Genomic DNA, 24,526 nt, shown 5'->3' with positions numbered 1-24,526 from the left:
CCGATGGTCCGGCCGATCTGTCCTGTCCGCTCTTCGTCGCGCACTCACGCAACGTCGCCGCACCGCTGCCAATGTATCCCTGTCCCGTTCCTGCGCTTCGTCCCACTCAACGGTCCGGCCGGTCCATCGTTCGCATGCCGCCTCGCCCCGAACGGCACGTCTGACCCGTTTATAAGGCAATCGTTTGACAAGACGATAAAAAACGATGTCACGCGGCCCGCGGCACGACATACGGAAGGGTTTTTGCCCGGGACTCGGAAACTTGCCTTGACAAGAGCCCCCGTATTTTTACCTCATGAGGCAGGTAACGACGCCGCCGCGTCCCGCCCCGTAATGCGAGGGAGGTTTGCCGCACGATGACGCTGTCACGCCCCCAGTGCTCCGACTCGTGCCCTTGACCGGGCGCCCCGCACATATGATGTGTTCCCGCGACCGCGCGGGATGGTCCGGCGGCGCGCCCAGGAAGTTTCAATCGTGACCCAGCATTCTGTCTGCCCCCCCATGGAGCCCGGCCGGGAGGTAAAGGGCCTCCATGTCATCACCTGGGGCTGCCAGATGAATGTCTACGACAGCGCGCGCATGACCGACGTGCTGCGTCCGCTGGGATACCAGTCGGTCGAAACCCCCGACGCGGCCGACATGGTGATCCTGAACACCTGCCACATCCGCGACCGGGCGGCGGAAAAGGTCTTCTCGGAACTCGGCCGCCTGCGTCTGGTAAAGGACGCCCGGGCGGCGGAAGGCCAGCGCACCATCCTGGCCGTCGCGGGCTGCGTGGCCCAGGCCGAAGGGGCGGAAATCCTGGCCCGCGCGCCCTATGTGGATATCGTGCTCGGCCCGCAGACCTACCACCGGCTGCCGGAAATGGTCGCCCGCGCGGCCCGGGCGGCGGGTGCCGTCATCGACACCGATTTCCCGGCCGAGCAGAAATTCGATTTCCTGCCCGATGCCCAGGCCCCGCAGACCCCGGGCGGGCTGACGGCCTTCCTGACCATCCAGGAAGGCTGCGACAAATTCTGCTCGTTCTGCGTGGTGCCCTACACCCGTGGCGCCGAATCCAGCCGCCCTGTCGATTCGGTGCTGCGCGAAGCCCGCCGCCTTGTCGATTCGGGGGCGCGCGAGATCACGCTGCTGGGGCAGAACGTCAACGCCTATCACGGCGAAGGGCCGGACGGCCGAGTGTGGGGGCTGCCGCACCTCGCCGAAGCACTGGCCGCGATCCCGGGGCTGGCGCGCATCCGCTACACCACGTCGCACCCCCGCGACATGGAGGAGGCCCTGATCGCCGCGCATCGCGACCTGCCGGCGCTGATGCCCTTCCTGCACCTGCCGGTGCAGTCGGGGTCGGACCGGATTCTCGCGGCGATGAACCGGGGCCATACCGCCGCCGAATATCGCGACATCGTCCTGCGCCTGCGCGACGCGCGGCCGGACATCGCGCTGTCGTCCGATTTCATCGTCGGCCATCCCGGTGAAAGTGATGCGGATTTCGACGCGACAATGCAGCTGATCCGCGATGTCGGGTTCGCGCAGGCGTTCTCGTTCAAATATTCCCCCCGTCCGGGCACTCCGGCCGCCGGCGCGCCGATGCAGGTGCCCGAGGACGTGAAGGACGCGCGCCTGCAGGCCCTGCAGGCCCTGCTGCGCACGCAGCAGGACGCGTTCAATGCGGCGACGGTGGGACGCGTGGTTCCGGTGCTGTTTACCGGCCACGGGCGCAAGCCGGGACAATTGTCCGGCCGTTCACCCTATCTGCAACCCGTGCATGTGGATGGGCCAGATGCCCTGATCGGGCAGATCGCACAGGTCGAGATCCGGGAGCGATACACCAACTCACTGAGTGGAACCCTCATACAGGAGAGAGCCTTCGCTTGAGAGAACAGACGGCATCAGCGATTCTGCCCGGCCGGCGCCCCGCCCGGACGCGCGATCATCAAGCCCCGTCCGACATCGCCGCGATGCGGACGGTCACGCTGCAATTCGACGACAATGCCCTGCTGGCACAGCTCGTCGGTGATCATGACCGTCACCTTCTTCGTCTCGAACGCGGATTCGGCATCCGCCTGTCCTGCCGGGGCAACCGCGTCGCCCTCAACGGCAATCCCGACCGGGTGGAAATCGCCCAGGCCGCGCTGACCAGCCTCTACCAGCGCCTGCAGGGCGGCGGCGGCGAACTGGACAGCGCCGATATCGACACGGCGATCCGCATGGCCGCGGCCCACCACACCATGCCCCGCCCGGCAGCCGAAGGACGGACCACCATGACCCACGCCACAGCGCCCAAGGGCACGATGCCCCTGTCCGATACGCCCCGCGTGCCGCTGGCGGAACTGCCGGCCATCCGCACCCGGCGCGGGGCCATCGCCCCCCGCTCGGCCGGCCAGGCCAGCTACATGGAAATGCTGGCGCAGACCGAGATGGTCTTCGGCATCGGCCCGGCCGGCACCGGCAAGACCTACCTGGCGGTCGCCCAGGCCGTGGCGATGCTCCAGGCCGGCCAGGTCGACCGGATCGTGCTCTCCCGCCCGGCCGTCGAGGCCGGCGAGCGGCTGGGCTTCCTGCCCGGCGACCTGAAGGAGAAGATCGACCCCTATCTGCGCCCGCTCTACGACGCGCTGCACGACATGATGCCGGGCGACCAGGTGGTGCGGCGCATGGGCACGGGCGAGATCGAGGTCGCGCCCCTGGCCTTCATGCGCGGCCGCACGCTGGCCCACAGCTTCGTCATCCTCGACGAGGCACAGAACACCACGGCCGCGCAGATGAAGATGTTCCTGACCCGCATGGGCAGCGGCACCCGGATGGTGGTCACGGGCGACCTCAGCCAGGTCGACCTGCCCAACGGCGTGACGTCGGGCCTGCGCGATGCGGTGGATACGCTGGAAGGACTGCCGGGAATCGGTATCATGCGCTTCGAATCCCACGACGTGGTGCGACACCCGCTGGTCGCGCGCATCGTGGACGCCTATGATCAGCGAGCGGCGGCCGAACGGGACATGTCCCGCAGCAGGGCGCGCCGGGAGAACAATGGAACCGCGAAGTAGCAAACGCCCCGCCGAAACGGACGGGGACGTTATAAGACCGCCGGCGGCCGGACAGGCCGCCGGCCCTCTATCCACCATGGCGCAGGACAGCCCGGATTGCGACGTGATCGTCGCGGACGCGCGCTGGCACGGCGCCGTTCCGGGAATCGCGGCCCTGGTGCGCCGCACCGCGCGCGCCGCCTGGGCCGGCGAGGAACCGGCACCGGTCACGATCGCGCTGGACAATGACCGCACGATCCGCCGGCTGAATGCGCGCCACCGCGACCGCAACAAGCCCACCAACGTCCTGACCTTCGACTACCCCGACGGCGTACCGGGCGGCGACATCATGATCGCGCTGGAAACCGTGCGGCGCGAGGCCCAGGCGGCCGGGCGGCCGATGCGCCATCACCTGATGCACCTGGTCGTCCACGGCATCCTGCACCTGCGGGGCCACGACCATCACCAGGCCGGCGAGGCACGGCGGATGGAAATGGAGGAAGCCCGCATCCTGGGCCGCCTGTCCGTTCCCAATCCATGGAAGTTCCGCCCCGGCGCGCCATCGGGCCGCATGGAGGACGCGCAGTGAACCGCCCCCTGCCCGAATCCGTACCGCCCGAGGGCGCATCGGGACGGGTTGAAGAGGCCCATCCGCCGCGTCCGCGCGGCCGGGGCCTGCTCTCCCTGTTCGGCCGCCGGCGCGGCGAACAGGGCCTGCGCCATTCCATCGCCGCCCTGGTGCAGGAAGCCAACGAGGCCGAAGGCGACGGAACCGACGCCAATTCGGAACTGGACCGCCAGGAACGCGCGCTGATCGCGAACGTCCTGCGGCTGCGCGGCATCACCGCCGACGACGTGATGATCCCGCGCGCCGACATCGTCGCCATGTCGGTCTCGCTGAGCCAGGACGAGGCCCTGGCCCTGATGCGGCGCGAGAACCATTCGCGCATGCCGGTCTATCGCGAGCAGCTCGACGACATCGTGGGCATGATCCACGTGAAGGACCTGATCGCCTATGCCGGCACCAGCGAGGCCTTCAACGTGGAGACGCTGCTGCGCCAGCCCTTGATGGTGGCACCGCAGATGCCGGTCCTGGACCTGCTGCTTCAGATGCGCCAGCGCCATCTCCATCTGGCGCTGGTCATCGACGAATATGGCGGCGTCGACGGGCTGGTGACGATCGAGGACCTGGTGGAGACCATCGTCGGCGACATTTCCGACGAGCATGACGAACCGACGGCGGTCCTGATCCAGGAACGGCCGGACGGCACGTTCGACGTCGATGCCCGCCTCCCGGTCGAGGAGTTCGAGGCCCGGCTGGGCACGCTGCTGACCGACGCCGAGCGCGAAGCCGAGATCGAGACGGTGGGCGGCCTGGTCTTCCGCCTGGCCGGCCACGTCCCGGCACGCGGCGAGGTCCTGACCCACGAAAGCGGCTTGGTCTTCCGCGTGCTGGACGCCGACGCCCTGCATATCCGCAAGGTCCGCGTGCGTCCGCCCCCCCCGGCACCGCCGACCGCCGCCTGACCGCCTTGTCTCTCCTGACCCGCCTCTTCCCGCTCTGGGCCATCCTGGTCTCGGTCGCCGCCATCGGCCGGCCGGGCGCCTTCCTGGTCCTGACCCCGGCGATCACGCCGCTGCTGGCCCTGGTGATGTTCACCATGGGCGTGACGCTGACGGTGGGCGATTTCCGCCGCATCGCCCGCCGCCCGGCCCCGGTCGTGGCGGGGATCGTGCTGCATTACGCGATCATGCCGCTGGCGGCATGGGTGATCGGGCGGCTGCTGGGCATGCCCCCGGCGCTGCGGGTCGGCATGATCCTGGTCGGCAGCGTGTCCAGCGGCACGGCGTCGAACGTCATGATCTACCTGGCGCGGGGCGACGTGGCGCTGTCGGTCAGCATCAGCACGCTTTCCACCCTGGTCGGCATCGTCGCCACGCCGCTGCTCACGCGGTTGTACGTAGCGGCGGATGTGCAGGTCGACGTGCTGGCCCTGCTGCGCAGCATCGTCACGCTGGTCGCCCTGCCGGTGGCCGGGGGGCTGGCGGTCAACATGCTGGCCCCGCGCCTGGTGCGCCGGGTGGAACCCGCCCTGCCGCTGGTGGCCATGATCGCCATCATGACCATCATCGGCGCCATCGTCGCCTCGGTCCGCCCGTCGCTGGCGGCGGCGGGGCCGCTGGTCCTGCTGGGCGTGGTCCTGCATAACGGGATCGGCCTGCTGGGCGGCTATTGGGGCGGCAGGCTGCTGGGACTGGAAGAAAGCGCCTGCCGGACGCTGGCGATCGAGGTCGGGATGCAGAATTCCGGCCTGGCCGCCACGCTGGGGCGCCTCTATTTCGGCCCGCTGGCGGCGCTGCCGGGGGCGCTGTTCTCGATCTGGCACAATATCTCGGGCTCGGCCCTGTCGGCCTGGTGGTCGACACGCCCGGCACCGAAGCCCGCATCCGCCCCCGCGCGGGTCTCTTGACGCCTGCCCGCTTTGCGGGCTCTGTCCCCCTTTTACCGTCCGCCCGTTCCAGCCTGCCGGAGACCGTTCAGTCATGCCCGTTACCCGCCGCGCCCTGATCGCGACCGCGACCCCTGCCCTCCTGTTCGGACAGGCCCTGTCCCTCCGCGCCGCACGGGCCGCCACCGACCCGCGCATGGCCGTGCGCGCCGCCGGCAATCCGGCAGCCAAGGTGCATGTCGAGGAATGGTTCTCGCTGACCTGCACCCATTGCGCGCGATTCGCAGCCGAGGTCTTCCCCCAGATCCGCAGCAACCTGATCGACACCGGCAAGGTCTATTACATCTTCCGCGATTTCCCGCTGGACCAGATCGCGCTGGCGGCGGCGATGATCGCCCGCACCCTGCCGCCCGAGCGTTACGAGCCCTTCGTGCTGTCGCTGCTGTCCACCCAGGATCGCTGGGCCTTCGCCCGCGACGTCAACCCGCAGGACGAATTGCAGAAGATGGCGGCACTGGCCGGCATGCCCGCCGACCTGTTCCAGAAGACGCTGGCCGACGACACGCTGCGCCAGGCCATCATGGACGAGGAAAACCGCGCCCAGGCCGAATACAAGATCGAGGGCACCCCGACCTTCCGCTTCAACGACAAGGAACAGGTGGGTCAGGAGATGACCTACGACGATTTCGCCAAAAAGGTGGCCTCGCTGAGCTGATCCGGTCCCTCCGCCCATGGCTGCCCGTTTCGTCCGCCTGCGCATCGGCGGCTTCAAGAGCTTCGCCGACCCGGTTTCGGTCGACATCCTGCCCGGCCTGACCGGGATCGTCGGCCCGAACGGCTGCGGCAAGTCCAATGTGGTCGAGGCCCTGCGCTGGGCGATGGGCGAAAGTTCCGCCCGTTCACTGCGCGGCGGCGAGATGGACGACCTGATCTTCGCCGGCACCGCCGCCCGCCCGGCGCGCAACCTGGCGGAAGTGACGCTGACGCTGGAAGGCACGGAGGGGATCGCCGCCCCGCCGCTGCACGACCAAGACGAATTGCAGATCACCCGGCGCGCCGAACGTGGCTCCGGCAGCGATTACCGCGTCAACAGCAAGCCGATCCGCGCCCGCGACGTCCAGACCCTGTTCGCCGACCTGGCCTCGGGCGCACGCTCCTCGGCCATGGTCAGCCAGGGCCGCGTCTCGGCACTGGTCAATGCCCGGCCCGAGGAACGGCGCAGCATCCTGGAGGAAGCCGCCGGCATCACCGGCCTGCACGCCAGACGGCACGAGGCCGAGCTGAAACTGCGCGCCACCGAGGCCAATCTGGCCCGCGCCGACGATCTGCGCATCCAGCTGGAAGGCCATCTGGGCAGCCTGCGCGACCAGTCGCAACAGGCGAAGCGCTATCGGGAAATTTCCGGCGCCCTGCGCGAATCCGAGACCACGCTGCTGGCCCTGCTGCACGCCCGCGCCCGCCTGGCGGTGGAACGCGCCGGCCAGATGGCCCGGCAGGCCCGGCAGGCCCTGACCCAGGCCGAAGAGGCCGCCGAGACCAGCGTGATCGCGGAATTCGAGGCCAATCGCGACCTGCCCGCGCTCCGCGCCCGCACGGACGAAAGCCGCACCCTGCTGGAGCGCCAGAAGATCCTGGCCGAAGGCATGGCGCGCGAGGAACAGCGCGCGACCGAGGCCGCAAAGGCCGCGACCGAACGGCTGGGCCAGGCCGAAAGCGACCATCAGGCCGCCCAGGCCCGCGAAGCCGACGCGGCCGAGAATGTCGCCCGCCTGCAAGCCGAGCAGACCACCCTGTCCGAACGCCTCTCCGCCCTGCCGGACGAGATGGCGCAGGCCGCCCAGGCCCAGGCCGATGCCGCCGGACTGGTGCAGGCGCGCGAACAGGCGCTGGAACAGGCCGGCGCCGAGGCCAATGCGGCACAGACCCGCGCGACGCAGGTGACGGCCTCCCTCAGGGAGGCACAGGCCCGCCACGCGCGCCTCGATGCCCAGCATGCCGCCCTCGCCGCCGAACTGGAGAGCCTGCGCGCCACCCTGCCCGAGCCCGCTTCGCTGGAGGCCCAGGCCGCCGAACTGGCCGCCGCGACCACCCGCCTGGCGGAGGCCCGCACCGCGCTGGAACACGCGGCGCAGGAACAGTCCGACGCCACGCTGGCAGCCAGCCTGGCCCGGGGTCAGGCGGACGAAGCCCGGCGCCGCCATGACGAAGCCCGCCGCGCCCTCGCCCAGGCCACCGAGCGCGCCGAGGCCCTGCGCACCGAACAGCAGGCCCTGCAACGCCGGCATGACGAGGCACACGCCCAGCGCGTCGCCGCCGATCACCGGGACGCGCTGCGCGCCGGCCTGGCCAGCGCGCAATCCACGCTCGATGCCGCCCGCGCCGCGCTGGAGCAGGCGGAACTGGACCGTCAGGCCGCCTCCGCCGCCCGAATCGACGCCTATGCCCGCCTTCAGGAGGGCACGAACCGGCGCACCACCACCCAGGCCGCCCTGCAATCGGCCGACACGGCCCATCAGCGCGCCGTCGCACGCCTGCGCGCCCTGACCGAGGACCTGGCCCGTGCCCAGGCCGCCGCCATCGCGCCGGAACGACTGGTCGCCGCCCGCACGGCGCGCGAGAACGCCGAACGGCAGCTCGCCGACGCCGGACAGGCGCTGGAGGCAGCCGAAGCCGCGCTGGCCACCGCCGCCACCGACCGCGACGCCGCGACGAATCGCCTGGGCGAATTGAAAGCCGATCTCTCGCGTCTGACCGCGCAGGCGGAAGGCCTGACCCAGGCGCTGAAGAGCGGACAGAACGAGACCCATTTCCGGCCGGTGGTCGACGACATCACGGTGCCCGACGGGCTGGAAGCCGCCCTGGCCGCCGCCCTGACCGACGGGCTGGATGCGTCCACCGACCAGGACGCGCCGCGCCTGTGGCACGCCCTCTCGCCCCTGGACGCAGCGCCGCTGCCGGGCACAAACACCGTCGCCCTGGCCGCGCTCGTCACCGCCCCGCCTGCCATGGCCCGGGCCCTCGCCGCGATCGGCCTGCTGGATGACGGCGCCGATGGCGCGACCTTGCAGGCCGACCTCCTGCCCGGCCAGAGCCTGGTGGCACGCGACGGCGCCCTGTGGCGCTGGGACGGGTATCGTGTGGCCGCCGGCCAGCCCAGCCGGGCGGCCCTGTTGCTGCGCCAGCGCAACCTCCTGCGCGAGACCGAGGCCGCGCGCCAGACCCGCCTGGCCGAACTGCCGACCGCCGAATCCGCCCTGACAACGGCCGAACAGACCCGCGCCGCGGCAACCGAATCGGTCGGCAAGGCCCGCGCCGCCCGCACGGCCATCGAATCCACGCTGCGCCAGGCCCGCACCGACGAAGCCGAAATCAGCCGGCTGGACGCGACCGCCCGCGCGCGGCTGGAGACCGTCCAGCCCCAGCACGACCAAGCGACGCAGACTCTGGCGGAAGCCGAAACCGCCCTGAACGCCGCCCGGCAGGCAGCGGCCGACCTGCCGGACGCCGCCGAGCTGGCCCAGCGCCACGAGGCCGCCCGCCAGCAGGAACAGGCGGCACAAACCACCGAAACAGCGGCCCGCAACGCGCGCAAGAACGCCGAAACCGCACTGGAAGCCGCAAGGCGCGAGGACGACGCCACCACCGCCCGCAACAGCGAGGCCGAGGCACGGCTGGCGACCATCGTCCCCGAACTGAACCGCATCGCCCGCGAGGCCGAACAGGCCGAAACCGCCCGGCAGGAGGCCGAATCCACCCTCGCCGCCCTGCCCCCCGGCGCCGACACCGATTCGGCCCTCGCCGCCGCCGAAACCCGGTCCCGCGATGCCGCAACGGCCCACGAGGCAGCCCGCCAGCATCAGCAGGACGCGGAACGGGCGCTGGAACAGGCCCAGACCGCCCACGCCGCCCAGCAGGCCACGCTGATCGAGACCCGCAGCGTGTTGGATGCTCAGGCCCCCCGCCTGGACGCCCTGCGGCAGGAACGGGACGAAGCCGCCGACCTGCTGGCGCGCATGCATGCCGAACAGCAGGCCCTGCCCGATCAGGAGGCGATCGCGACCCGCGTCCGCGAGGCCCGCGAAGCCGTGGCCGCCGCCCGCCAGGCCGAGGACGAGGCCCGCCTGCGCCGCACGACCCTGGCGGGCGAGGAACAGACCATCCAGGCCCGCCTGGCCGGCGTCGCGACCGCCCTGGCCGACTGGACCACCCGCCAGGCCGCCGCCGCCGCCGAATTGCAGGGCACCACCACCCGGCTGGACGCCACGAAGTCGGAACATGCAAAGCTGGCCTCGATGCCCGAGGAAGTCATCCGCAGCCGGCAGACCGCCCGCGAGGCGATGGACAGCGCCGAGGCCGGCCATGCGGAAGCCGCCCGCAAGCTGGCCGAGGCCGAAGAGGCCCTCGTGCGCGCCCAGGCGGCCCGCCGCGACGCCGAGGCCGCGCTGGCGGCCGGGCGCGAGGCCGTGCTGCGCGCCGAAGGCCGGCATGAACAGGCCGAGGCCATCCTGGCCCAGTTGTTGACCGAAACACCCGAGCCGCCGGGCATCGTCCCCCCCGACCTGACCGAGGCGGCGGAAACCAGCCTGCGCCGCAAGATCGCCCGCCTGACCCGCGAGCGCGAGGATATGGGCCCGGTCAATCTGCGCGCCGAGCTGGAAGCCGACGAGGCCGAAACCCGCATCACGACCATCCAGCGCGAGAAGGACGAGCTGGACACCGCCATCGCCCGGCTGCGCGGCTCGATCGGCGCGCTGAACCGCGAGGGGCGCGAGCGCCTGCTGGCGGTCTTCACCGAGGTCGACAAGCATTTCCAGTCGCTGTTCGCCCGCATGTTCAACGGCGGACGGGCGCATCTGGGCATGGTGGGCAATGACGACCCGTTGCAGGCGGGGCTGGAAATCTACGCCCAGCCACCGGGCAAGAAACTAGCTACCCTGTCGCTACTCTCGGGCGGCGAGCAGGCGCTGACCGCCCTGTCGCTGATCTTCGCGGTGTTCCGCTGCAACCCGGCGCCGATCTGCGTGCTGGACGAAGTCGATGCGCCGCTGGACGACGCCAATGTCGGGCGCTTCTGCGCCCTGCTGGCCGACATGGTGGCAGAAGCCGGCACGCGCTTCCTGGTCGTGACCCATCACCAGCTGACCATGGCGCATATGGACCGGCTCTACGGCGTGACGATGCAGGAACGCGGCGTCAGCCGGGTGCTGTCGGTCGATCTCGACCACGCGGCCTCCATGGTCGGCCAATCGCGGCCCGAAACGGCGCATTAGCGCCGATCGGATTGATATTTTCTTTAAAAACAAAAAATTATGGCGCGTGATTGGAGTAATCCACCACGCGCCATAATTTTCGTGAAGATGATATCGCCCAGGCGAACAATATCTTTCATAAACAACCACTTATCGAACGACCTGCATCCCATGTCCCGGACATGGAAACAGGCCGCCCGCAGGCGCCGCGCCCCCGGTTGCTCCGGGGGCGCGGCCCGACGGACCGTCAGCCCGGCAGCATCGTGCCGGTTTCGATGTAGCGCTGATGCCAGGACAGCGATTCGGTCAGCAGATGCGGCGACTGCTGGCCGAACGAACCTTCCCGCGCCCGCTTGTAGTAATCCTGCAGCAGCGGACGATAGTCCGGGTGCGCGCAGTTGCGGATGATCGTCTCCGCCCGCTGCTTGGGCGACAGGCCGCGCAGGTCGGCCAGGCCCTGCTCGGTCACCAGCACCTGCGAATCCTGGGTGATGTGATCGACATGCGACGCCATCGGCACGATGGCCGAGATCTTGCCGCCCTTGGCGGTCGAGGGCGTCATGAAGACCGAGATATAGGCATTACGCGCGAAGTCGCCCGAACCGCCGATGCCGTTCTGCACGCGCGATCCCATGATCTGGGTCGAATTGACGTTGCCGTAGATGTCGGATTCGATCAGCCCGTTCATCGCGATACAGCCCAGGCGACGGATCAGCTCGGGATGGTTGCTGACATCCTGCGGGCGCAGGATGATCTTGGAACGGAACTCGGCCATCCGGTCGTTCAGCGATTCCGCGGCCTCGGGGCTCAGCGAGAAGGCGGTGGCCGAGGCGACGCGCATCTTGCCCGATTCCAGCATGCCCAGCATGCCGTCCTGGATCACTTCGGTGAAGGCCGTCAGGTCCTCGAACGGCCCTTCCTCCAGGCCGCTCATCACGGCGTTGGCGACGTTGCCGACACCCGACTGCAACGGCAGCAGCGACTGCGGCAGACGGCCCTTCGACACCTCGTGACGGAAGAACTCCATCAGATGGCCGGCAATGGCCTTGGCGGCCGCATCGGGCGGCGAGAACGGCGCATTGCGGTCCGGCGCATGGGTCTCGACCACCGCGACGACCTTCGACAGGTCGACCTTCAGCGTGGCCTGGCCGATCCGGTCGTCGGGGCGCAGCAGCGGAATGGCGACGCGGTGCGGCGGCAGGGCGGCGCCATACCAGATGTCGTGCATGCCTTCCAGCGCGGAATGCTGCCAGCTATTGACCTCGATGATCACCTGGCGGGCGGACTCGACCCACGTCTTGTTGTTGCCGACCGACGACGACGGAACGATGGTGCCGTCCTCGCGAATCGCGACGGCCTCGATGACGGCCGTATCCATTTCGCCGAAGAAGCCCTGCCACGTCATCGGGGCCACGTGGCTCAGATGCATGTCCAGATATTCGGTCTCGCCGCTGTTGATGCGGCCGCGCAGGATGGGGTCGGAATTGTAGGGCATGCGGAACGAGATGCCGTTCACCTTGGCCAGCGCACCGTCCAGCTCCGGCCCGGTGGAGGCGCCGGTGAAGAGGCGGATGCGGAAATCGTTCCCCTTGCCCTTCTCCGTCTCGATGATGTTGGCCAGGGCCTGCGGAACGGCTTTCGGATAACCCGACCCGGTAAAGCCGCTCATGCCGACCATGCTGCCCGGACGGATATGCTTGGCGGCCTCCTCGGCGGTGGTCACTTTTGCCCGGAAGGCGGCGTTCCGGATTCGGCTATGATCGATCATGGAACCTTTCCTCGTGTCTTTTCGTTATCTTGGTCTTGTACTGCGCGGGCCAGACCGCCCCGATCCTGCCATGAGGGCAGGTGATCGTATCGGATGCCAGGCGGGGCCGACACGCCATCTGTTCTCTTTCCTGGCAGACCCGTCACAACAAAAGAGTGTTATCCTCGGCCATGCGTATCGTGAACGACCCGAAAGACGAGCATGACAGGCTGGTGCACATGGCGCTGGCCCGCGTGCCCGCACGCCTGCGCGACGCGATCCACTGGCTGCGCGTGCCCTCCCGACGCCTGCCGCGGCTCCTGGCCGGTTGCCTGCTGATAGTGGGGGGATTGCTGTCCTTTCTGCCGATCCTGGGGATATGGATGCTGCCGCTGGGACTGATCCTGCTGGCCGAGGACGTGGCGCTGCTTCGCCGCGGCGTGGACAGGCTCATCACCCGGATCGCCCAACGGCACCCCGGCTGGCTGACACCATCAAAATAAAAACGACTGGCAGCCATGCGCTGGCCATACAGTGCGGGGCATCGACGGCGGACACATGGCAGAACCGGTACCGTCGCCCCATATTCGACGAAAGGCCTATCATCACCCCCCTCACCGTGACCGAAGCCCCCATGAAGCCGAATCACACTCCGCCCGTCGACGACACCGCCTGGAAGCCCCCCCACCTCCCCGCGCTGGAGTCCATGCGGGCCGAGGAGGGCGGGCTGTGGCGCGACCGGCCGGCGCTGGAAGCGCTGATCGCCGGACGCCCGATTCGGGTGGTCGGCGACGTGCATGGCGACCTGCGGGCCTTCGAACATGCAGTGGCGACCGATCGATTCGTCATCCAGCTCGGCGACCTGGTGGACCATGGCCCGGACAGTGTCGGCACCTTCCGGCTGATGCAGCGCCTGCTGGACGACGGGCGCGGGCTGTTCATCCTCGGCAACCACGACCGCAAGCTGGCGCGCGCGCTGGCCGGCCACAAGCTGCGCTTCGACGCCGCGCTGAGCGAGACGGTGCGCCAGTTCCAGGCGCCGGATAACGAGGACGTCCATCACCGGGCGGTGCAGGACATCGCGCAGGCGCCCCCCTGGATCGTGCTGGGGAGGCGGATCTTCGTGCATGGCGGCTTCCACTCGCGCATGCTCGACGAACCCCCGCCGCCGGGCCTGGGGGATGTCACGCCCCTGCTGTCGCGCGCCCTGTTCGGCGAGACCACGGGCCGCACGCGCAAGGACGGCTACCCGGAACGCCGGCTGAACTGGGTCGACCATATTCCGCCGGGCTACACCGTCTATTGCGGGCACGACCGCCGGTCGACCGACGGCCGCCCCTGGGTGCGGGACGGACGCGCCGGCGGCCGATCGGTCTTTACCGACACGGGTGCCGGAAAAGGCGGCCACCTGGCATGGATCGATCTGCCCGCCGAGGACTGAAACACGGTATAACCCCACGATCGACAGACAGGAGCATGTTGACGTGAACGATACCGTGGCCATCGACCAGACGATTCAGGCGCAGGGTGCCCAGGAGACGCTCCTGGGGCTCCGCCGGAGCATCGACAATATCGACGCCGCGCTGATCTACATGCTGGCCGAGCGTTTCCGCCACACCCAGGCGGTGGGCGAACTGAAGGCACGCCACGACATGCCCCCCGCCGACCCGGCCCGCGAGGCCCAGCAGGTCGCCCGCCTGCGCGAACTGGCCGAAGCCGCGCGGCTGGACCCCGACTTCGCCGAAAAGTTCCTGGCCTTCATCATCAAGGAGGTCATCCGCCATCACGAAGCCATCGCGCGCAAATCCGCCGCGCCCGGCGCCGTCTGATGCCCGCCGCGCCGGAACCCGCCGCCACGCGGACACTGGTGCTGATGCGCCATGCGGAAGCCTTTCCCGGACCGTATGGCGACCCCAGCCCGTCGAGCGACCTCGGGCGCCCCCTGACCCCTGCCGGACGCCGCCAGGCCCATCAGCGCGGAACACAACTGCGCGAGATCGGCTTCGTCCCGGAGCTGGTCCTGATCAGCCCGGCGATGCGTTCGGGCGAAACCTATGCCGCCCTCGGGCCGTTTTCCACCACCGTCGCGCCGCAGGTGCGCCAGGACGGAAGACTGTACGAATGCGGCAGCGAGAGCATTCTGGAAATCCTTCAGGAGACGCCTGAAAATATAAACAATATCATAGCGATAGGTCACAATCCCGATCTGTACCAACTGGTAATGGACCTAGCCGGACATGCCATCGACGACCCGGACAAGAGCATCCTGATCCGGGGCTTTCCCGTCGCCTCCCTGACCTGTTTCACGGTGCATGGACCATGGCATGCACTGGCCCGCAAACAGGCCGTTCTGACCCGTGCGCTATGCAATTGAGGGGGTAAGCGTCCCCCCGCAGGCAGAGTTGCCACGCTAGCCGTTTCGTCCTTATCTCGGCGCATGCCTGCATCGGGACACGGCGCCGCAGCGATACGTCGCAAACTGTCACGCAGAGGACAGGTGTCCGCAGGTTGGGGATGAGAATGGCCGCTCGCACGGCGGCGAACGACCAAGAGGAGAGTTTGATGACCGAGTCAGGAAAAGTGGCCACCGTCACGCTAGAAGGCAAATCAGCCAGTCTGCCGGTCCATTCCGGAACGCTGGGCCCCGACGTGCTGGACATCCGCAAGATCACCGCCGATCTGGGTGTCTTCACGTTCGACCCGGGCTATGGCGAGACGGCGTCGTGCACCAGCAAGATCACCTTCATCGACGGCGACAAGGGCATCCTGCTGCATCGTGGCTATCCGATCGCGCAGCTGGCCGAGCAGGCCACGTTCACCGAGGTCGCGTACCTGCTGCTGAATGGCGAGCTGCCGACCACCACCGAGCACGACGCGTTCGTCGACACGCTGAAATCGCACACGCTGCTGCACGAACAGATCCGCAATTTCTTCAACGGGTTCCGTCGCGACGCGCATCCGATGGCGATCCTGTGCGGCACGGTCGGCGCGCTGTCGGCCTTCTATAGCGACGCCAACGACATCTCGAACGCGGCCAGCCGCAACCTGTCGGCCATGCGCCTGATCGCCAAGCTGCCGACGATCGCCGCCTGGGCCTACAAATACACGCAGGGCGAGGCCTTCGTTTATCCGCGCAACGACCTGACCTATGCCGAAAACTTCCTGTCGATGATGTTCGCGCATCCGTCGGAGCCGTACAAGATCAACCCGATCCTGGCGCGGGCGATGGATCGCATCCTGATCCTGCATGCGGACCACGAACAGAACGCCTCGACCTCGACCGTCCGCATGGCCGGTTCGACGGGCGCCAATCCGTTTGCCTGCGTCGCCGCCGGCATCGCCGCCCTGTGGGGACCCGCCCATGGCGGCGCCAACGAGGCCGTGCTGAAGATGCTGGCCAAGATCGGCAGCAAGGACAACATCCCCGAGTTCATTGCCCAGGTGAAGGACAAGAACAGCGGCGTGCGCCTGATGGGCTTCGGCCATCGCGTCTACAAGAACTTCGACCCGCGGGCGAAGATCATGCAGGCGACCTGCCACGAGGTCCTGGGCGAACTGGGGATCAAGGACGATCCGCTGCTCGACCTGGCGGTGGAACTGGAAAAGATCGCGATCAACGACGAATATTTCGTCAAGCGCAGCCTGTACCCCAACGTCGATTTCTATTCGGGCATCATCCTGAAGGCGATGGGCATCCCGACCAGCATGTTCACCGTGCTGTTCGCCCTCGCCCGCACCACCGGCTGGATCAGCCAGTGGAAGGAAATGATCGAGGAACCCGGCCAGCGCATCAGCCGCCCGCGCCAGCTCTATACCGGCTCGCCGGAGCGCGACTTCACGCCGTTCGCCAAGCGCGGCTGAAGCCCGAACCCGATCCGCCCGGGTGGAAACACCCGGGCGGATCGGAAGACGCGCGCGAACCCCGTGCGACGTCCTGCGCGCCTTACGACAAAAGCCCGGCGGCCTCTCGGCCGCCGGGCTTTTTCAGTGCCCGCTTTCCAGCGTGAAAACCCCCGTCAGGGGCAGTCGCAACCCACCGTCGGCCCCTCGGCCTCGCGCACCACATGATGATCGATCCATTCGGACACCAGGCGCCGCGCTTCGTTCAGCGATGCCTCCGGGTGGTGAATGCGATACAGGGTGGTGCAGGCGTGAAATGCCGAAATATCGCCCGTCCCGACGTCCCGCAATTCCCGGTACGCGGTGACAACCGCCCGTTCGCAGTTTCGTGTGATCCGGCCGTTTTCTGGCGCCACGGTATTAAATCCTTGTTGCGAACGATTTGCAATTACAGTTATACTAACTTGTATCTCCCCCTCCGGCAAGCGAAACCACCCCCCGGCCACACGCGATCCAGCCTCCCGCGTGGCGCGGTGCAGATGGGATTGGGACGGAATGATCTCCACCGCGCGATAGATTTTCCCGGTCGATCCCGCTAAGGCTCTTCCACCTCGTTTCCTACGATATCGGACCGGAAGACACACAAGATGAACGATTCGACAGGGTACGGCACGGGCGTCTCCTCGGGCTCCTCCGCCTGGGACCGCGACGCCGCGCTGACCACCGCCAAGCTGCTGCTGGAAATCAAGGCGGTCAATTTCCGTCCCGAGGAACCCTACACCCTCACATCGGGCTGGAAATCGCCTGTCTATATCGACTGCCGCCGCATCATCTTCTTCCCCCGCGCCCGCGCCAAGATCGTCGAGCTGGGCGTGGAAAAGATCGGCCGGCATATCGGCTACGAAAGCATCGACGCCGTGGTGGGCGGCGAGACCGCGGGCATTCCCTTCGCGGCCTGGATCGCCGACCGGATGATGGCCCCCATGGCCTATGTCCGCAAGAAGCCCAAGGGTTTCGGCCGCAACGCGCAGATCGAGGGCGACGTGCCCGAGGGCATGCGCACCCTGCTGGTCGAGGACCTGACGACCGACGGCTCCTCCAAGATCCGATTCGCCCGCGCCCTGCGCGACGCGGGGGCAATCGTCGACCATACGTTCGTCGTCTTCTTCTACGGCGTGTTCCCCGGCTCGCTGCGGACCCTGTCGGACATGAACATCTCGCTGCACGCGCTCTGCACCTGGTGGGACGTGCTGGAAGCGTGCGCCGGCCAGCCCTATTTCTCGGAAAAGGATGCCTCCGAGGTCCGGCGCTTCCTCGAGGATCCGTGCGGCTGGTCGGGCCGGCATGGCGGCGTCTCCAGCCTGGAAGAGGCCCTGGCCTTCAAGAGCGCGCAGGGCCAGGGCTGATCCCCTTGCCATGACGCAGCGGATTCTCGCATTCGATTCGGGGATCGGCGGCTTCGGGATCGTTCGGGCGCTCCGCGCCCGCCTTCCCGGCCTGCCCGTCGATTACCTGGCCGACACGGCGATCTATCCGTATGGCGAGCAGGAAGATGCCGCGCTGGTCGATCGCGTGGTCACCCTGATGGGAGAGGCCATTGCCGGCCTCGCACCCGATCTGGTCGTCATCGCCTGCAACACCGCCAGCACGCTGGCACTCACCGCGCTGCGGGAGCGCTACCGCATCCCCTTCGTCGGCTGTGTCCCACCGATCAAATGGGCCGCCGAACTCAGCCGGTCCCGCACCATCGGGCTTCTGGCCACACGCGCCACCGTCAGGCGTCCCTATCTGCGCGACCTGCAACAGCGTTACGCCCCCGATTGCACCCTGCTGGCCCACGGCGCGCGCGGGCTTGCCGACCTGGCCGAGCACGCCTTTCGCGGGCATGCCATCTCCGCCGACATCGTCCAGCAGGAACTCGCGGCCCTGTTCGACCAGCCCGGCGGCAACCGGATCGACGTGGTCGGCATCGGCTGCACCCACTACACGTTCCTGATGGATACGTTCCGCGCAGCCTCGCCACCCGGCATGATCTGGCTGGACCCGGCGGATGCCGTGGCGCGCCGGGCCGCAACGGTGCTGGAAGCCCTCCCCCCTCGGCCGGCAACCATCCCCCGGCCCGACCGGGCCTACTTCACCGCCATGCCGGCCGAACCCGCGCGCATGACGGAAGCCATGGCCGCGCTGGGCTATGGATCACCAACCCTGTTCGCACAGGAACAGGTCCCGACCTGACTGCATCGGGACCACGTCATTCCGATTGAAAACAGGGACCTGCGTACCGCAGCGCCCAGCATCGTGCGGTTGGGTTTCCAAAGGGCGACTGCCCTTTGGTGGGTCAAGGGCAAAGCCCTTGCCGGCACTCCCCCGCGTCAGCGCGCCCGGCTGACGGTATAGGACGCCGTATCCTGCAACAGGCGCCGCAGATGCGTATCGGGGAAGATATCCAGCGCCTCACGCGCCGCCCTCGCATAGGCGGCGGCACGGTCGAGCGTGATCCCGATGGCATCGGTCCGGGCGATCAGGGCCAGGGCGTGGTCGAGATCCTCGGGCGCCTGCTCGCTCTCCTCGATGACCCGCCGCCAGAACTGGCGATCTTCCTCGCTGCCGGCGGCATAGGCGGCCAGGACCGGGAGCGTGATCTTGCCCTCGCGGAAATCGTCGCCCACGGTCTTGCCCAGCACGGCCTGGTCCGCCGCGTAATCCAGCGCGTCATCGACCAGTTGGAACGCCATGCCCAGGTTGGTACCATAGGCTTCCAGCGCCAGTTCCTCGGCCTCCGGCCGCTTGGCCACCACGGCACCGACGCGGCAGGCAGCGGCGAACAGGGCCGCCGTCTTGCCGTGAATGACCGTCAGATACTGGTCGACCGAGGTCGAGAGGTCGTTCTGCGTCGACATCTGCAGAACCTCGCCCTCGGCGATGGTGGCCGATGCCGAGGACAGGATGGCCATCACCTTCAGCGAGCCGTCATCCGTCATCAGCTGGAACGAGCGGGCGAACAGGAAGTCGCCCACCAGCACCGACGCCTTGTTGCCGAACACGGCATTGGCGCTGGCCAGCCCGCGCCGCAACTGGCTCTCGTCCACCACGTCGTCGTGCAGCAGGGTCGCGGTGTGGATAAACTCCACGCACGCGGCCAGCGCGACATGGCGCTGATGCTCCGGCCCGGCCGGATAATCGCACAGGCGGGCCGAGGCCAGCGTCAGCAACGGCCGCAGCCGCTTGCCGCCGGCCGCCACCAGATGGGCCGCCAGCTGGGGAATCAGGGCAACCGGGCTGTCCATCCGCTCGACGATCGCGCGATTGCACGCGGCCATGTCGTCGGCCAGATAGTTCGACAATTCACGCAGGGCAGCCTCAGCCCCCTCCTGCGCCGAGGCGCCGGGGCCGGAATGCTTCGCGGTTGCCGTTTTCTCGGATTCCGGCAGGGTGACTGCAACGCCCAAAAGGTTAAACTCCCCGGCTCCGTTGGATTGGTCTGTAGAACATATGAGCGGCGTGAGAATGACGGTCAAGCCGAAGGACACCATACATGAGCCCGCGCCGGATCTGGCATGTCCTGCGGACGATACACCTATCGAAGCCCTGAGCGACGGAACCTTGCTCGACGGCCGCCTTCGCTACCGGCAATTCCGCGACGGCTACCGCACCGGGCTCGAGCCCGTCCTGATGGCGGCATCCATCCCCGCCCGTCCCGGCCAGCGCATTCTGGAGGGCGGATGCGGTGCCGGCGCGGGCCTGATGTGCCTGGCCTGGCGCGTCGCCGGCATCACCGGCGTGGGCGTGGAGCGCGATCCCCGTACCGCCGCACTGGCCCAGGCCAATTTCAACGAAAACGGCCTCGACCGGTTGCGCGCCCACTGCGCCACGCTGCCCGACCTCCCCGCCATCCCCGAATGTCCGGCCCAGGGTGGCGGATTCGACCACGCCTTCGCCAATCCCCCCTGGCATCGCACCGATGCCAGCGCCTCGCCCGATCCGCGCCGCGACATCGCGCGCCGCGTCGGGGCGCATGACATGCTGAATGTCTGGGTTCGCAGCCTGGGGCGGCAGGTGCGCCATCACGGCACGCTCACCCTCGCCCTGCCCGCCGCCTCGCTCGACGCCGCGATCGCCTCCATGCGCGCGCACGGCATCGGGTCGATCCGCCTGCTCCCCTTCTGGCCCAAGGCCGGCCGGCCCGCCAGAATCGTGTTGGTCCGGGGCCGCGTCGGCGGCCGGGGCGATGCCGCCTTGCTGGCCGGCATAACACTGCATCGGGCAGACGGACATTTCACGCCGGAGGCCGAGGCGATCCTGCGCGAGGGGGGGGCATTGGATGGGGTTTAAGGCCTTCTTTTTCTGAAGAAAAAGAGGCAAAAAGACTTTTATCCATTCAGGGGCGTCGTGTGTCCCAAGCACAATGCTCCTGAACGAATCAAAGTTTTTTGGTTCTTTTTTTCAAAAAAAACGAAGACCTGAAACTACTTCCGGCCTTCAGCCATCCGACTGGAAGATGCTTTCCTCGAACGCCTCTTCCCACGTCCCGGACGTCGAGGCCCGGCTATATTCCGTCGCGCGGTTTTCGAAGAAATTCGTGTGCTCGACGGCATTCAGCATGTCGTCCAGCCACGGCAGCGGGTTCGCGGGCACATGGTACATTCCATCCAGCCCCAGCAGGCTCAGCCGGCGGTCGGCCACGAAGCGGATATAGGTCTTGACCAGATCGGCATCCAATCCCTCGACCGGCCCCATCTCGAAGCACAGGTCGATGAACGCATCCTCGTGGTCGACGATGTCGCGGCAAACCTGGCGGATGTCCTCGCGCAGCTTCTCGGTCCAGATTTCCGGATTTTCATGGATGAAGGTGCGGAACAGCCGGGCCATGGACAGGCAGTGCAGGGTCTCGTCCCGCACCGACCAGGACACGATCTGCCCCATGCCCTTCAGCTTGTTGAAGCGCGGGAAATTCAGCAGGATGGCAAAGGACGCGAAGAGCTGAAGCCCCTCGGTAAAGGCACCGAAAGCCGCCAGCGTCCGGGCGATGTCGTATTTGCTGTCGACCGAGAAACCCTGCATATAGTCATATTTATCCTTCATTTCCTTGTACTTAAGGAAAGCGGAATATTCGGACTCGGGCATGCCGATCGTGTCGAGCAGATGACTGTACGCGGCGATATGGATCGTCTCGATGTTCGAGAAGGCCGACAGCATCATCAGCACTTCAGTCGGTTTGAACACCCGGCTGTAATGCTTCATGTAACAATTGTTCACCTCCACGTCCGACTGCGTGAAGAAGCGGAAGATCTGGGTGACCAGATGGCGCTCGCTCTCGGTCAGGGTGCGGTGCCAATCCTTCACATCATCGGCTAGCGGCACTTCTTCCGGCAGCCAGTGCACGCGCTGCTGCGTCAGCCACGCATCGTACGCCCACGGATAGCGGAACGGCTTGTAGACCGGGTTCGCCGTCAGCAGGTCGAAATGGGTTTCGCCCTCGGGCTGGGGCGCGTTGAGGGATTCGGTCATGTCGTCTTCTCCGCGACAGCAATGCGGCAAACAGCCCGTAGGGGTAAGGCAGCGCGCCGCCCTACCGGGTTACTGGCAGGCCAGGCACTCGTCGTAATTGGTGGATGAGGTCGGCGTGGCCGCCGGTGCGGCCGCTGCCGGCTCCGGCACCAGCATATCGCTCTTGTCCAGCACGTTGCTCACGGTATCCGCCCGCTGGATCGACAGCGAACGGCAATAGTACAGCGATTTCACGCCCCGCTTCCACGCCAGGTAATGGATCTGGTGCAGGTCGCGCTTGTGCACGTTCGCCGGCAGGAACAGGTTGATCGACTGCGCCTGGCAGATATAGCCGGCACGGTCGGCCGCGTGCTCCACCACCCAGCGCTGGTCCAGTTCGAAGGCGGTCTTGAAGACGTCCTTCTCCTGCTGGGTCAGGAAATCCAGATGCTGGACACTGCCCTGGGTCAGGGTGATCGACGACCAGACCTCGTCCGTGTTCTGCCCCTTGTCGATCAGCAGCTTGGTCAGGTGCCGGTTGCGCACGGTAAACGAGCCGGAGAGCGTCTTCTGCAGGAAAACATTGGCGGCGATCGGCTCGATCCCCGGGCTGGAATTCCCCGCGATGATGGAAATCGACGCCGTCGGCGCGATCGCCAGCTTGTTCGAGAAGCGCTCCATCACGCCATATTCCGCCGCGTCCGGGCACGCGCCGCGCAGTTCCGCCAGCTTGCGCGACGCCTTGTCGGCCTGCTCGCGAATATGCTTGAAAATCCGCTTGTTCCAGACCTTTGCGATCACGCTCTCGAAAGGCACGTTGTTCGCCTGCAGGAAGGAATGGAACCCCATCACCCCCAGCCCGACCGACCGCTCGCGCGAGGCCGCGTATTTCGCGCGCGCCATGTCATCGGGCGCCCGGTCGATGAAATCCTGCAGCACATTGTCGAGGAACAGCATCACGTCCTCGATGAACTGCGGATCGTCCTTCCACTCTTCCCAGGTTTCCAGGTTGAGCGAGGACAGGCAGCACACGGCCGTCCGCTCCTGGCCGTGATGGTCGATGCCGGTCGGCAGCGTGATCTCGGCGCACAGGTTCGAGGTCTTGACCTCCAGCCCCGCCAGCTTGTGATGCTCGGGCCGGGCGTTGTTCACATGATCGGAATAGATGATGTAGGGCTCGCCCTGCTCCATCCGCGCCGTCAGGATACGGATCCACAGCGACCGGGCGGAGACGTGGCGGATATGCGCGCCATCCTTGGGCGACAGCAGCGCCCATTCCGCATCCTCGGCCACGGCACGCATGAAGGCGTCCGAGACCAGCACGCCGTGATGCAGGTTCAGCGCCTTGCGGTTCGGGTCGCCGCCGGTCGGGCGACGGATCTCGATGAATTCCTCGATCTCGGGATGCCAGACCGGCAGGTAGACGGCGGCCGACCCCCGGCGCAGCGACCCCTGGCTGATCGCCAGCGTCAGGCTGTCCATCACGCGGATGAAGGGGATCACGCCCGAGGTCTTGCCGTTGCGGCCGACATTCTCGCCGATCGAACGCAGATTGCCCCAGTAGGAGCCGATGCCGCCGCCCTTGCTGGCCAGCCAGACATTCTCGTTCCACAGGTCGACGATGCCGCGCAAGCTGTCATTCGCCTCGTTCAGGAAGCACGAGATCGGCAGGCCGCGCGTCGTCCCGCCATTGGACAGCACGGGCGTCGCCGGCATGAACCAGTGGCGCGAGATATAGTCGTACAGCCGCTGCGCATGCCCCGGATCGGCGCCGTAATAGGACGCGACCCGCCCGAACAGGTCCTGGTAGCTCTCGCCCTCCAGCAAGTAGCGATTGTCCAGGGTCGCCTTGCCGAACGGCGTCAGCAGCGCGTCGCGCGACCGGTTGACCCGCACGGGGTGGTGGCCGGGCAACTGGACGACATCATCGAACATGTCGGGCGTCTGGCCGGATTCGTGGTCCTGAAACAGGCCACGCTCCTCGGCCGGACGATCAGACACGGTTCCGGATACGTCATCCAGGCTCATCCATCATCTCCGTGAAAATCGCCGGGACACGGCGTCTGTGCCTTGTGTCCAGGGCGGCATTATGACGCTACATATCGCGTCAGGGCAACCAAGAACGCACTAGATATATGAAGATGACGAGACAGCAAGGGCACGTTTTTCCGCGAAGTCAGGACTTTCCGCGTCAAGCAAAAAGTTTTTTTTCTTCGCCTGCCCTCACCGGCACCGCAGCCCCCCGCGAAGCCGGAATCGTTACGATTCCGTCGGCCCGTCCATGCCCCATCGGGCGGCAGCGGCCTCGTCGCTTTCCCGCGCCGCGACCCACCGCCCCTGCCCGTCCGGAAACTCCTCGCGTTTCCAGAACGGTGCCTGCGTCTTCAGCCAGTCGATCACGAATTCCGTCGCCTCCAGCGCCGCCCCGCGATGCGCCGCGGCGCACAGCACCAGCACGATCGGCGCCCCCACCGGCAGCCGCCCCACCCGGTGGATGACCGTGCAGGCCAGAAGGCCGAATCGGGTCCCGGCCTGCGCCACGATTCGCGCGATCATGGATTCGGTCATGCCCGGATAATGTTCCAGGACCAGCGCCGCCAACCCCCCATCCCCCCGCACCAACCCCATGAAGAGGCCGATTCCGCCGACATCGAGTCCCACCCCGGCCAGCCGCGCCAGCTCGGCATCCAGCGAGAACCCCTCTTCCTGCACACGGATATCGACCAGCAC

At 67.5% G+C, this 24,526-nt stretch carries 21 protein-coding genes; 15 read left to right on the top strand and 6 right to left on the bottom strand.

The annotated features are described in order from the left end of the window. Positions 1-501: 501 nt before the first annotated feature. The 7 genes from miaB (at position 502) to HLH27_RS07640 (ending at position 10,743) form a co-directional block, all read left to right on the top strand. Positions 502-1,875: a tRNA (N6-isopentenyl adenosine(37)-C2)-methylthiotransferase MiaB gene (miaB, locus tag HLH27_RS07670; protein WP_182949321.1), complete on the top strand. Its 1,374-nt coding sequence runs from the start codon at positions 502-504 to the stop codon at positions 1,873-1,875. An 83-nt stretch (positions 1,876-1,958) separates the two neighbouring features. After that, entirely contained in the window at positions 1,959-3,044 is a 1,086-nt protein-coding gene (locus tag HLH27_RS07665) for a PhoH family protein (RefSeq protein ID WP_182949319.1), read from the top strand. A gap of 76 nt (positions 3,045-3,120) precedes the next feature. After that, positions 3,121-3,612, top strand: coding sequence for an rRNA maturation RNase YbeY (ybeY, locus tag HLH27_RS07660; RefSeq protein ID WP_182949221.1), 492 nt, complete (start codon positions 3,121-3,123; stop codon positions 3,610-3,612). Between the two features lie 86 nt (positions 3,613-3,698). Continuing rightward, positions 3,699-4,550: a hemolysin family protein gene (locus HLH27_RS07655; RefSeq protein WP_182949317.1), complete on the top strand. Its 852-nt coding sequence runs from the start codon at positions 3,699-3,701 to the stop codon at positions 4,548-4,550. A gap of 5 nt (positions 4,551-4,555) precedes the next feature. After that, a complete protein-coding gene (gene panS / locus HLH27_RS07650; RefSeq protein WP_182949219.1) occupies positions 4,556-5,494 on the top strand; it encodes a ketopantoate/pantoate/pantothenate transporter PanS in 939 nt (312 codons plus the stop codon). A gap of 73 nt (positions 5,495-5,567) precedes the next feature. Beyond that, positions 5,568-6,188, top strand: a complete 621-nt coding sequence (locus tag HLH27_RS07645) for a thioredoxin domain-containing protein (RefSeq protein ID WP_182949217.1) — start codon at positions 5,568-5,570, stop codon at positions 6,186-6,188. Between the two features lie 16 nt (positions 6,189-6,204). Next, a complete protein-coding gene (locus tag HLH27_RS07640) occupies positions 6,205-10,743 on the top strand; it encodes an AAA family ATPase (RefSeq protein WP_182949215.1) in 4,539 nt (1,512 codons plus the stop codon). Positions 10,744-10,969: 226 nt separating this feature from the next. On the opposite strand, the gene HLH27_RS07635 is transcribed toward HLH27_RS07640, so the two are convergent. Beyond that, positions 10,970-12,490 (bottom strand): acetyl-CoA hydrolase/transferase family protein, encoded by a 1,521-nt coding sequence (locus tag HLH27_RS07635; protein ID WP_182949213.1) that lies wholly within the window; start codon positions 12,488-12,490, stop codon positions 10,970-10,972. Positions 12,491-12,660: 170 nt separating this feature from the next. Here HLH27_RS07635 and HLH27_RS07630 point away from each other — a divergent pair, with 170 nt between their 5' ends. The 5 genes from HLH27_RS07630 (at position 12,661) to gltA (ending at position 16,330) form a co-directional block, all read left to right on the top strand. After that, positions 12,661-12,972, top strand: a complete 312-nt coding sequence (locus HLH27_RS07630) for a hypothetical protein (RefSeq protein WP_182949211.1) — start codon at positions 12,661-12,663, stop codon at positions 12,970-12,972. A 203-nt stretch (positions 12,973-13,175) separates the two neighbouring features. Next, positions 13,176-13,910, top strand: coding sequence for a metallophosphoesterase (locus HLH27_RS07625; protein ID WP_182949315.1), 735 nt, complete (start codon positions 13,176-13,178; stop codon positions 13,908-13,910). 43 nt (positions 13,911-13,953) lie between these two features. Continuing rightward, positions 13,954-14,298 carry a chorismate mutase gene (locus HLH27_RS07620; RefSeq protein ID WP_408870814.1) on the top strand — a complete coding sequence of 115 codons (345 nt, stop codon included), beginning with the start codon at positions 13,954-13,956 and terminating at the stop codon, positions 14,296-14,298. Next, positions 14,298-14,843: a SixA phosphatase family protein gene (locus HLH27_RS07615; RefSeq protein WP_182949210.1), complete on the top strand. Its 546-nt coding sequence runs from the start codon at positions 14,298-14,300 to the stop codon at positions 14,841-14,843. Before HLH27_RS07620 ends, HLH27_RS07615 begins: the two co-directional genes overlap by 1 nt. A 188-nt stretch (positions 14,844-15,031) precedes the next feature. Then, positions 15,032-16,330 carry a citrate synthase gene (gltA, locus tag HLH27_RS07610; protein WP_182949208.1) on the top strand — a complete coding sequence of 433 codons (1,299 nt, stop codon included), beginning with the start codon at positions 15,032-15,034 and terminating at the stop codon, positions 16,328-16,330. A gap of 155 nt (positions 16,331-16,485) precedes the next feature. Here gltA and HLH27_RS07605 read toward each other — a convergent pair whose 3' ends face one another. Continuing rightward, positions 16,486-16,725: a hypothetical protein gene (locus tag HLH27_RS07605; RefSeq protein WP_182949206.1), complete on the bottom strand. Its 240-nt coding sequence runs from the start codon at positions 16,723-16,725 to the stop codon at positions 16,486-16,488. A gap of 231 nt (positions 16,726-16,956) precedes the next feature. Between HLH27_RS07605 and HLH27_RS07600 the strand changes: the two genes are divergently transcribed. Together HLH27_RS07600 and HLH27_RS07595 are read left to right on the top strand one after the other, a co-directional pair. Continuing rightward, on the top strand, positions 16,957-17,715 hold the full coding sequence (locus tag HLH27_RS07600; RefSeq protein WP_182949204.1) for an orotate phosphoribosyltransferase: 759 nt from the start codon (positions 16,957-16,959) through the stop codon (positions 17,713-17,715). Positions 17,716-17,725: 10 nt separating this feature from the next. Beyond that, positions 17,726-18,544 (top strand): glutamate racemase, encoded by an 819-nt coding sequence (locus HLH27_RS07595; protein WP_182949203.1) that lies wholly within the window; start codon positions 17,726-17,728, stop codon positions 18,542-18,544. Positions 18,545-18,681: 137 nt separating this feature from the next. On the opposite strand, the gene HLH27_RS07590 is transcribed toward HLH27_RS07595, so the two are convergent. Continuing rightward, entirely contained in the window at positions 18,682-19,758 is a 1,077-nt protein-coding gene (locus HLH27_RS07590; RefSeq protein ID WP_246375608.1) for a polyprenyl synthetase family protein, read from the bottom strand. A gap of 43 nt (positions 19,759-19,801) precedes the next feature. Here HLH27_RS07590 and HLH27_RS07585 point away from each other — a divergent pair, with 43 nt between their 5' ends. Beyond that, positions 19,802-20,641, top strand: coding sequence for a tRNA1(Val) (adenine(37)-N6)-methyltransferase (locus HLH27_RS07585; protein WP_408870813.1), 840 nt, complete (start codon positions 19,802-19,804; stop codon positions 20,639-20,641). Between the two features lie 147 nt (positions 20,642-20,788). Here HLH27_RS07585 and HLH27_RS07580 read toward each other — a convergent pair whose 3' ends face one another. The 3 genes from HLH27_RS07580 to HLH27_RS07570 form a co-directional block, all read right to left on the bottom strand. Beyond that, on the bottom strand, positions 20,789-21,817 hold the full coding sequence (locus HLH27_RS07580) for a ribonucleotide-diphosphate reductase subunit beta (protein ID WP_182949199.1): 1,029 nt from the start codon (positions 21,815-21,817) through the stop codon (positions 20,789-20,791). Positions 21,818-21,886: 69 nt separating this feature from the next. Next, complete coding sequence (locus tag HLH27_RS07575; protein ID WP_182949197.1) at positions 21,887-23,824, bottom strand: ribonucleoside-diphosphate reductase subunit alpha; 1,938 nt, start codon at positions 23,822-23,824, stop codon at positions 21,887-21,889. A 231-nt stretch (positions 23,825-24,055) separates the two neighbouring features. Further along, entirely contained in the window at positions 24,056-24,526 is a 471-nt protein-coding gene (locus tag HLH27_RS07570) for a molybdenum cofactor biosynthesis protein MoaE (RefSeq protein ID WP_182949195.1), read from the bottom strand.

Origin of the sequence: Gluconacetobacter takamatsuzukensis, from assembly GCF_014174275.1 — a bacterium.
GTDB lineage: Bacteria > Pseudomonadota > Alphaproteobacteria > Acetobacterales > Acetobacteraceae > Gluconacetobacter > Gluconacetobacter takamatsuzukensis.
Note: the sequence above shows the minus strand (reverse complement) of the source record. Positions and strands in the feature narration are given on the sequence as shown.

Coding starts and splice junctions, on each gene's coding strand:
- miaB (WP_182949321.1), top strand. CDS start 502: ATGGAGCCCGGCCGGGAGGTAAAGGGCCTCCATGTCATCACCTGGGGC.
- HLH27_RS07665 (WP_182949319.1), top strand. CDS start 1,959: ATGCGGACGGTCACGCTGCAATTCGACGACAATGCCCTGCTGGCACAG.
- ybeY (WP_182949221.1), top strand. CDS start 3,121: ATGGCGCAGGACAGCCCGGATTGCGACGTGATCGTCGCGGACGCGCGC.
- HLH27_RS07645 (WP_182949217.1), top strand. CDS start 5,568: ATGCCCGTTACCCGCCGCGCCCTGATCGCGACCGCGACCCCTGCCCTC.
- HLH27_RS07640 (WP_182949215.1), top strand. CDS start 6,205: ATGGCTGCCCGTTTCGTCCGCCTGCGCATCGGCGGCTTCAAGAGCTTC.
- HLH27_RS07635 (WP_182949213.1), bottom strand. CDS start 12,490: ATGATCGATCATAGCCGAATCCGGAACGCCGCCTTCCGGGCAAAAGTG.
- HLH27_RS07630 (WP_182949211.1), top strand. CDS start 12,661: ATGCGTATCGTGAACGACCCGAAAGACGAGCATGACAGGCTGGTGCAC.
- HLH27_RS07625 (WP_182949315.1), top strand. CDS start 13,176: ATGCGGGCCGAGGAGGGCGGGCTGTGGCGCGACCGGCCGGCGCTGGAA.
- HLH27_RS07615 (WP_182949210.1), top strand. CDS start 14,298: ATGCCCGCCGCGCCGGAACCCGCCGCCACGCGGACACTGGTGCTGATG.
- gltA (WP_182949208.1), top strand. CDS start 15,032: ATGACCGAGTCAGGAAAAGTGGCCACCGTCACGCTAGAAGGCAAATCA.
- HLH27_RS07600 (WP_182949204.1), top strand. CDS start 16,957: ATGAACGATTCGACAGGGTACGGCACGGGCGTCTCCTCGGGCTCCTCC.
- HLH27_RS07595 (WP_182949203.1), top strand. CDS start 17,726: ATGACGCAGCGGATTCTCGCATTCGATTCGGGGATCGGCGGCTTCGGG.
- HLH27_RS07585 (WP_408870813.1), top strand. CDS start 19,802: ATGAGCGGCGTGAGAATGACGGTCAAGCCGAAGGACACCATACATGAG.
- HLH27_RS07580 (WP_182949199.1), bottom strand. CDS start 21,817: ATGACCGAATCCCTCAACGCGCCCCAGCCCGAGGGCGAAACCCATTTC.
- HLH27_RS07575 (WP_182949197.1), bottom strand. CDS start 23,824: ATGAGCCTGGATGACGTATCCGGAACCGTGTCTGATCGTCCGGCCGAG.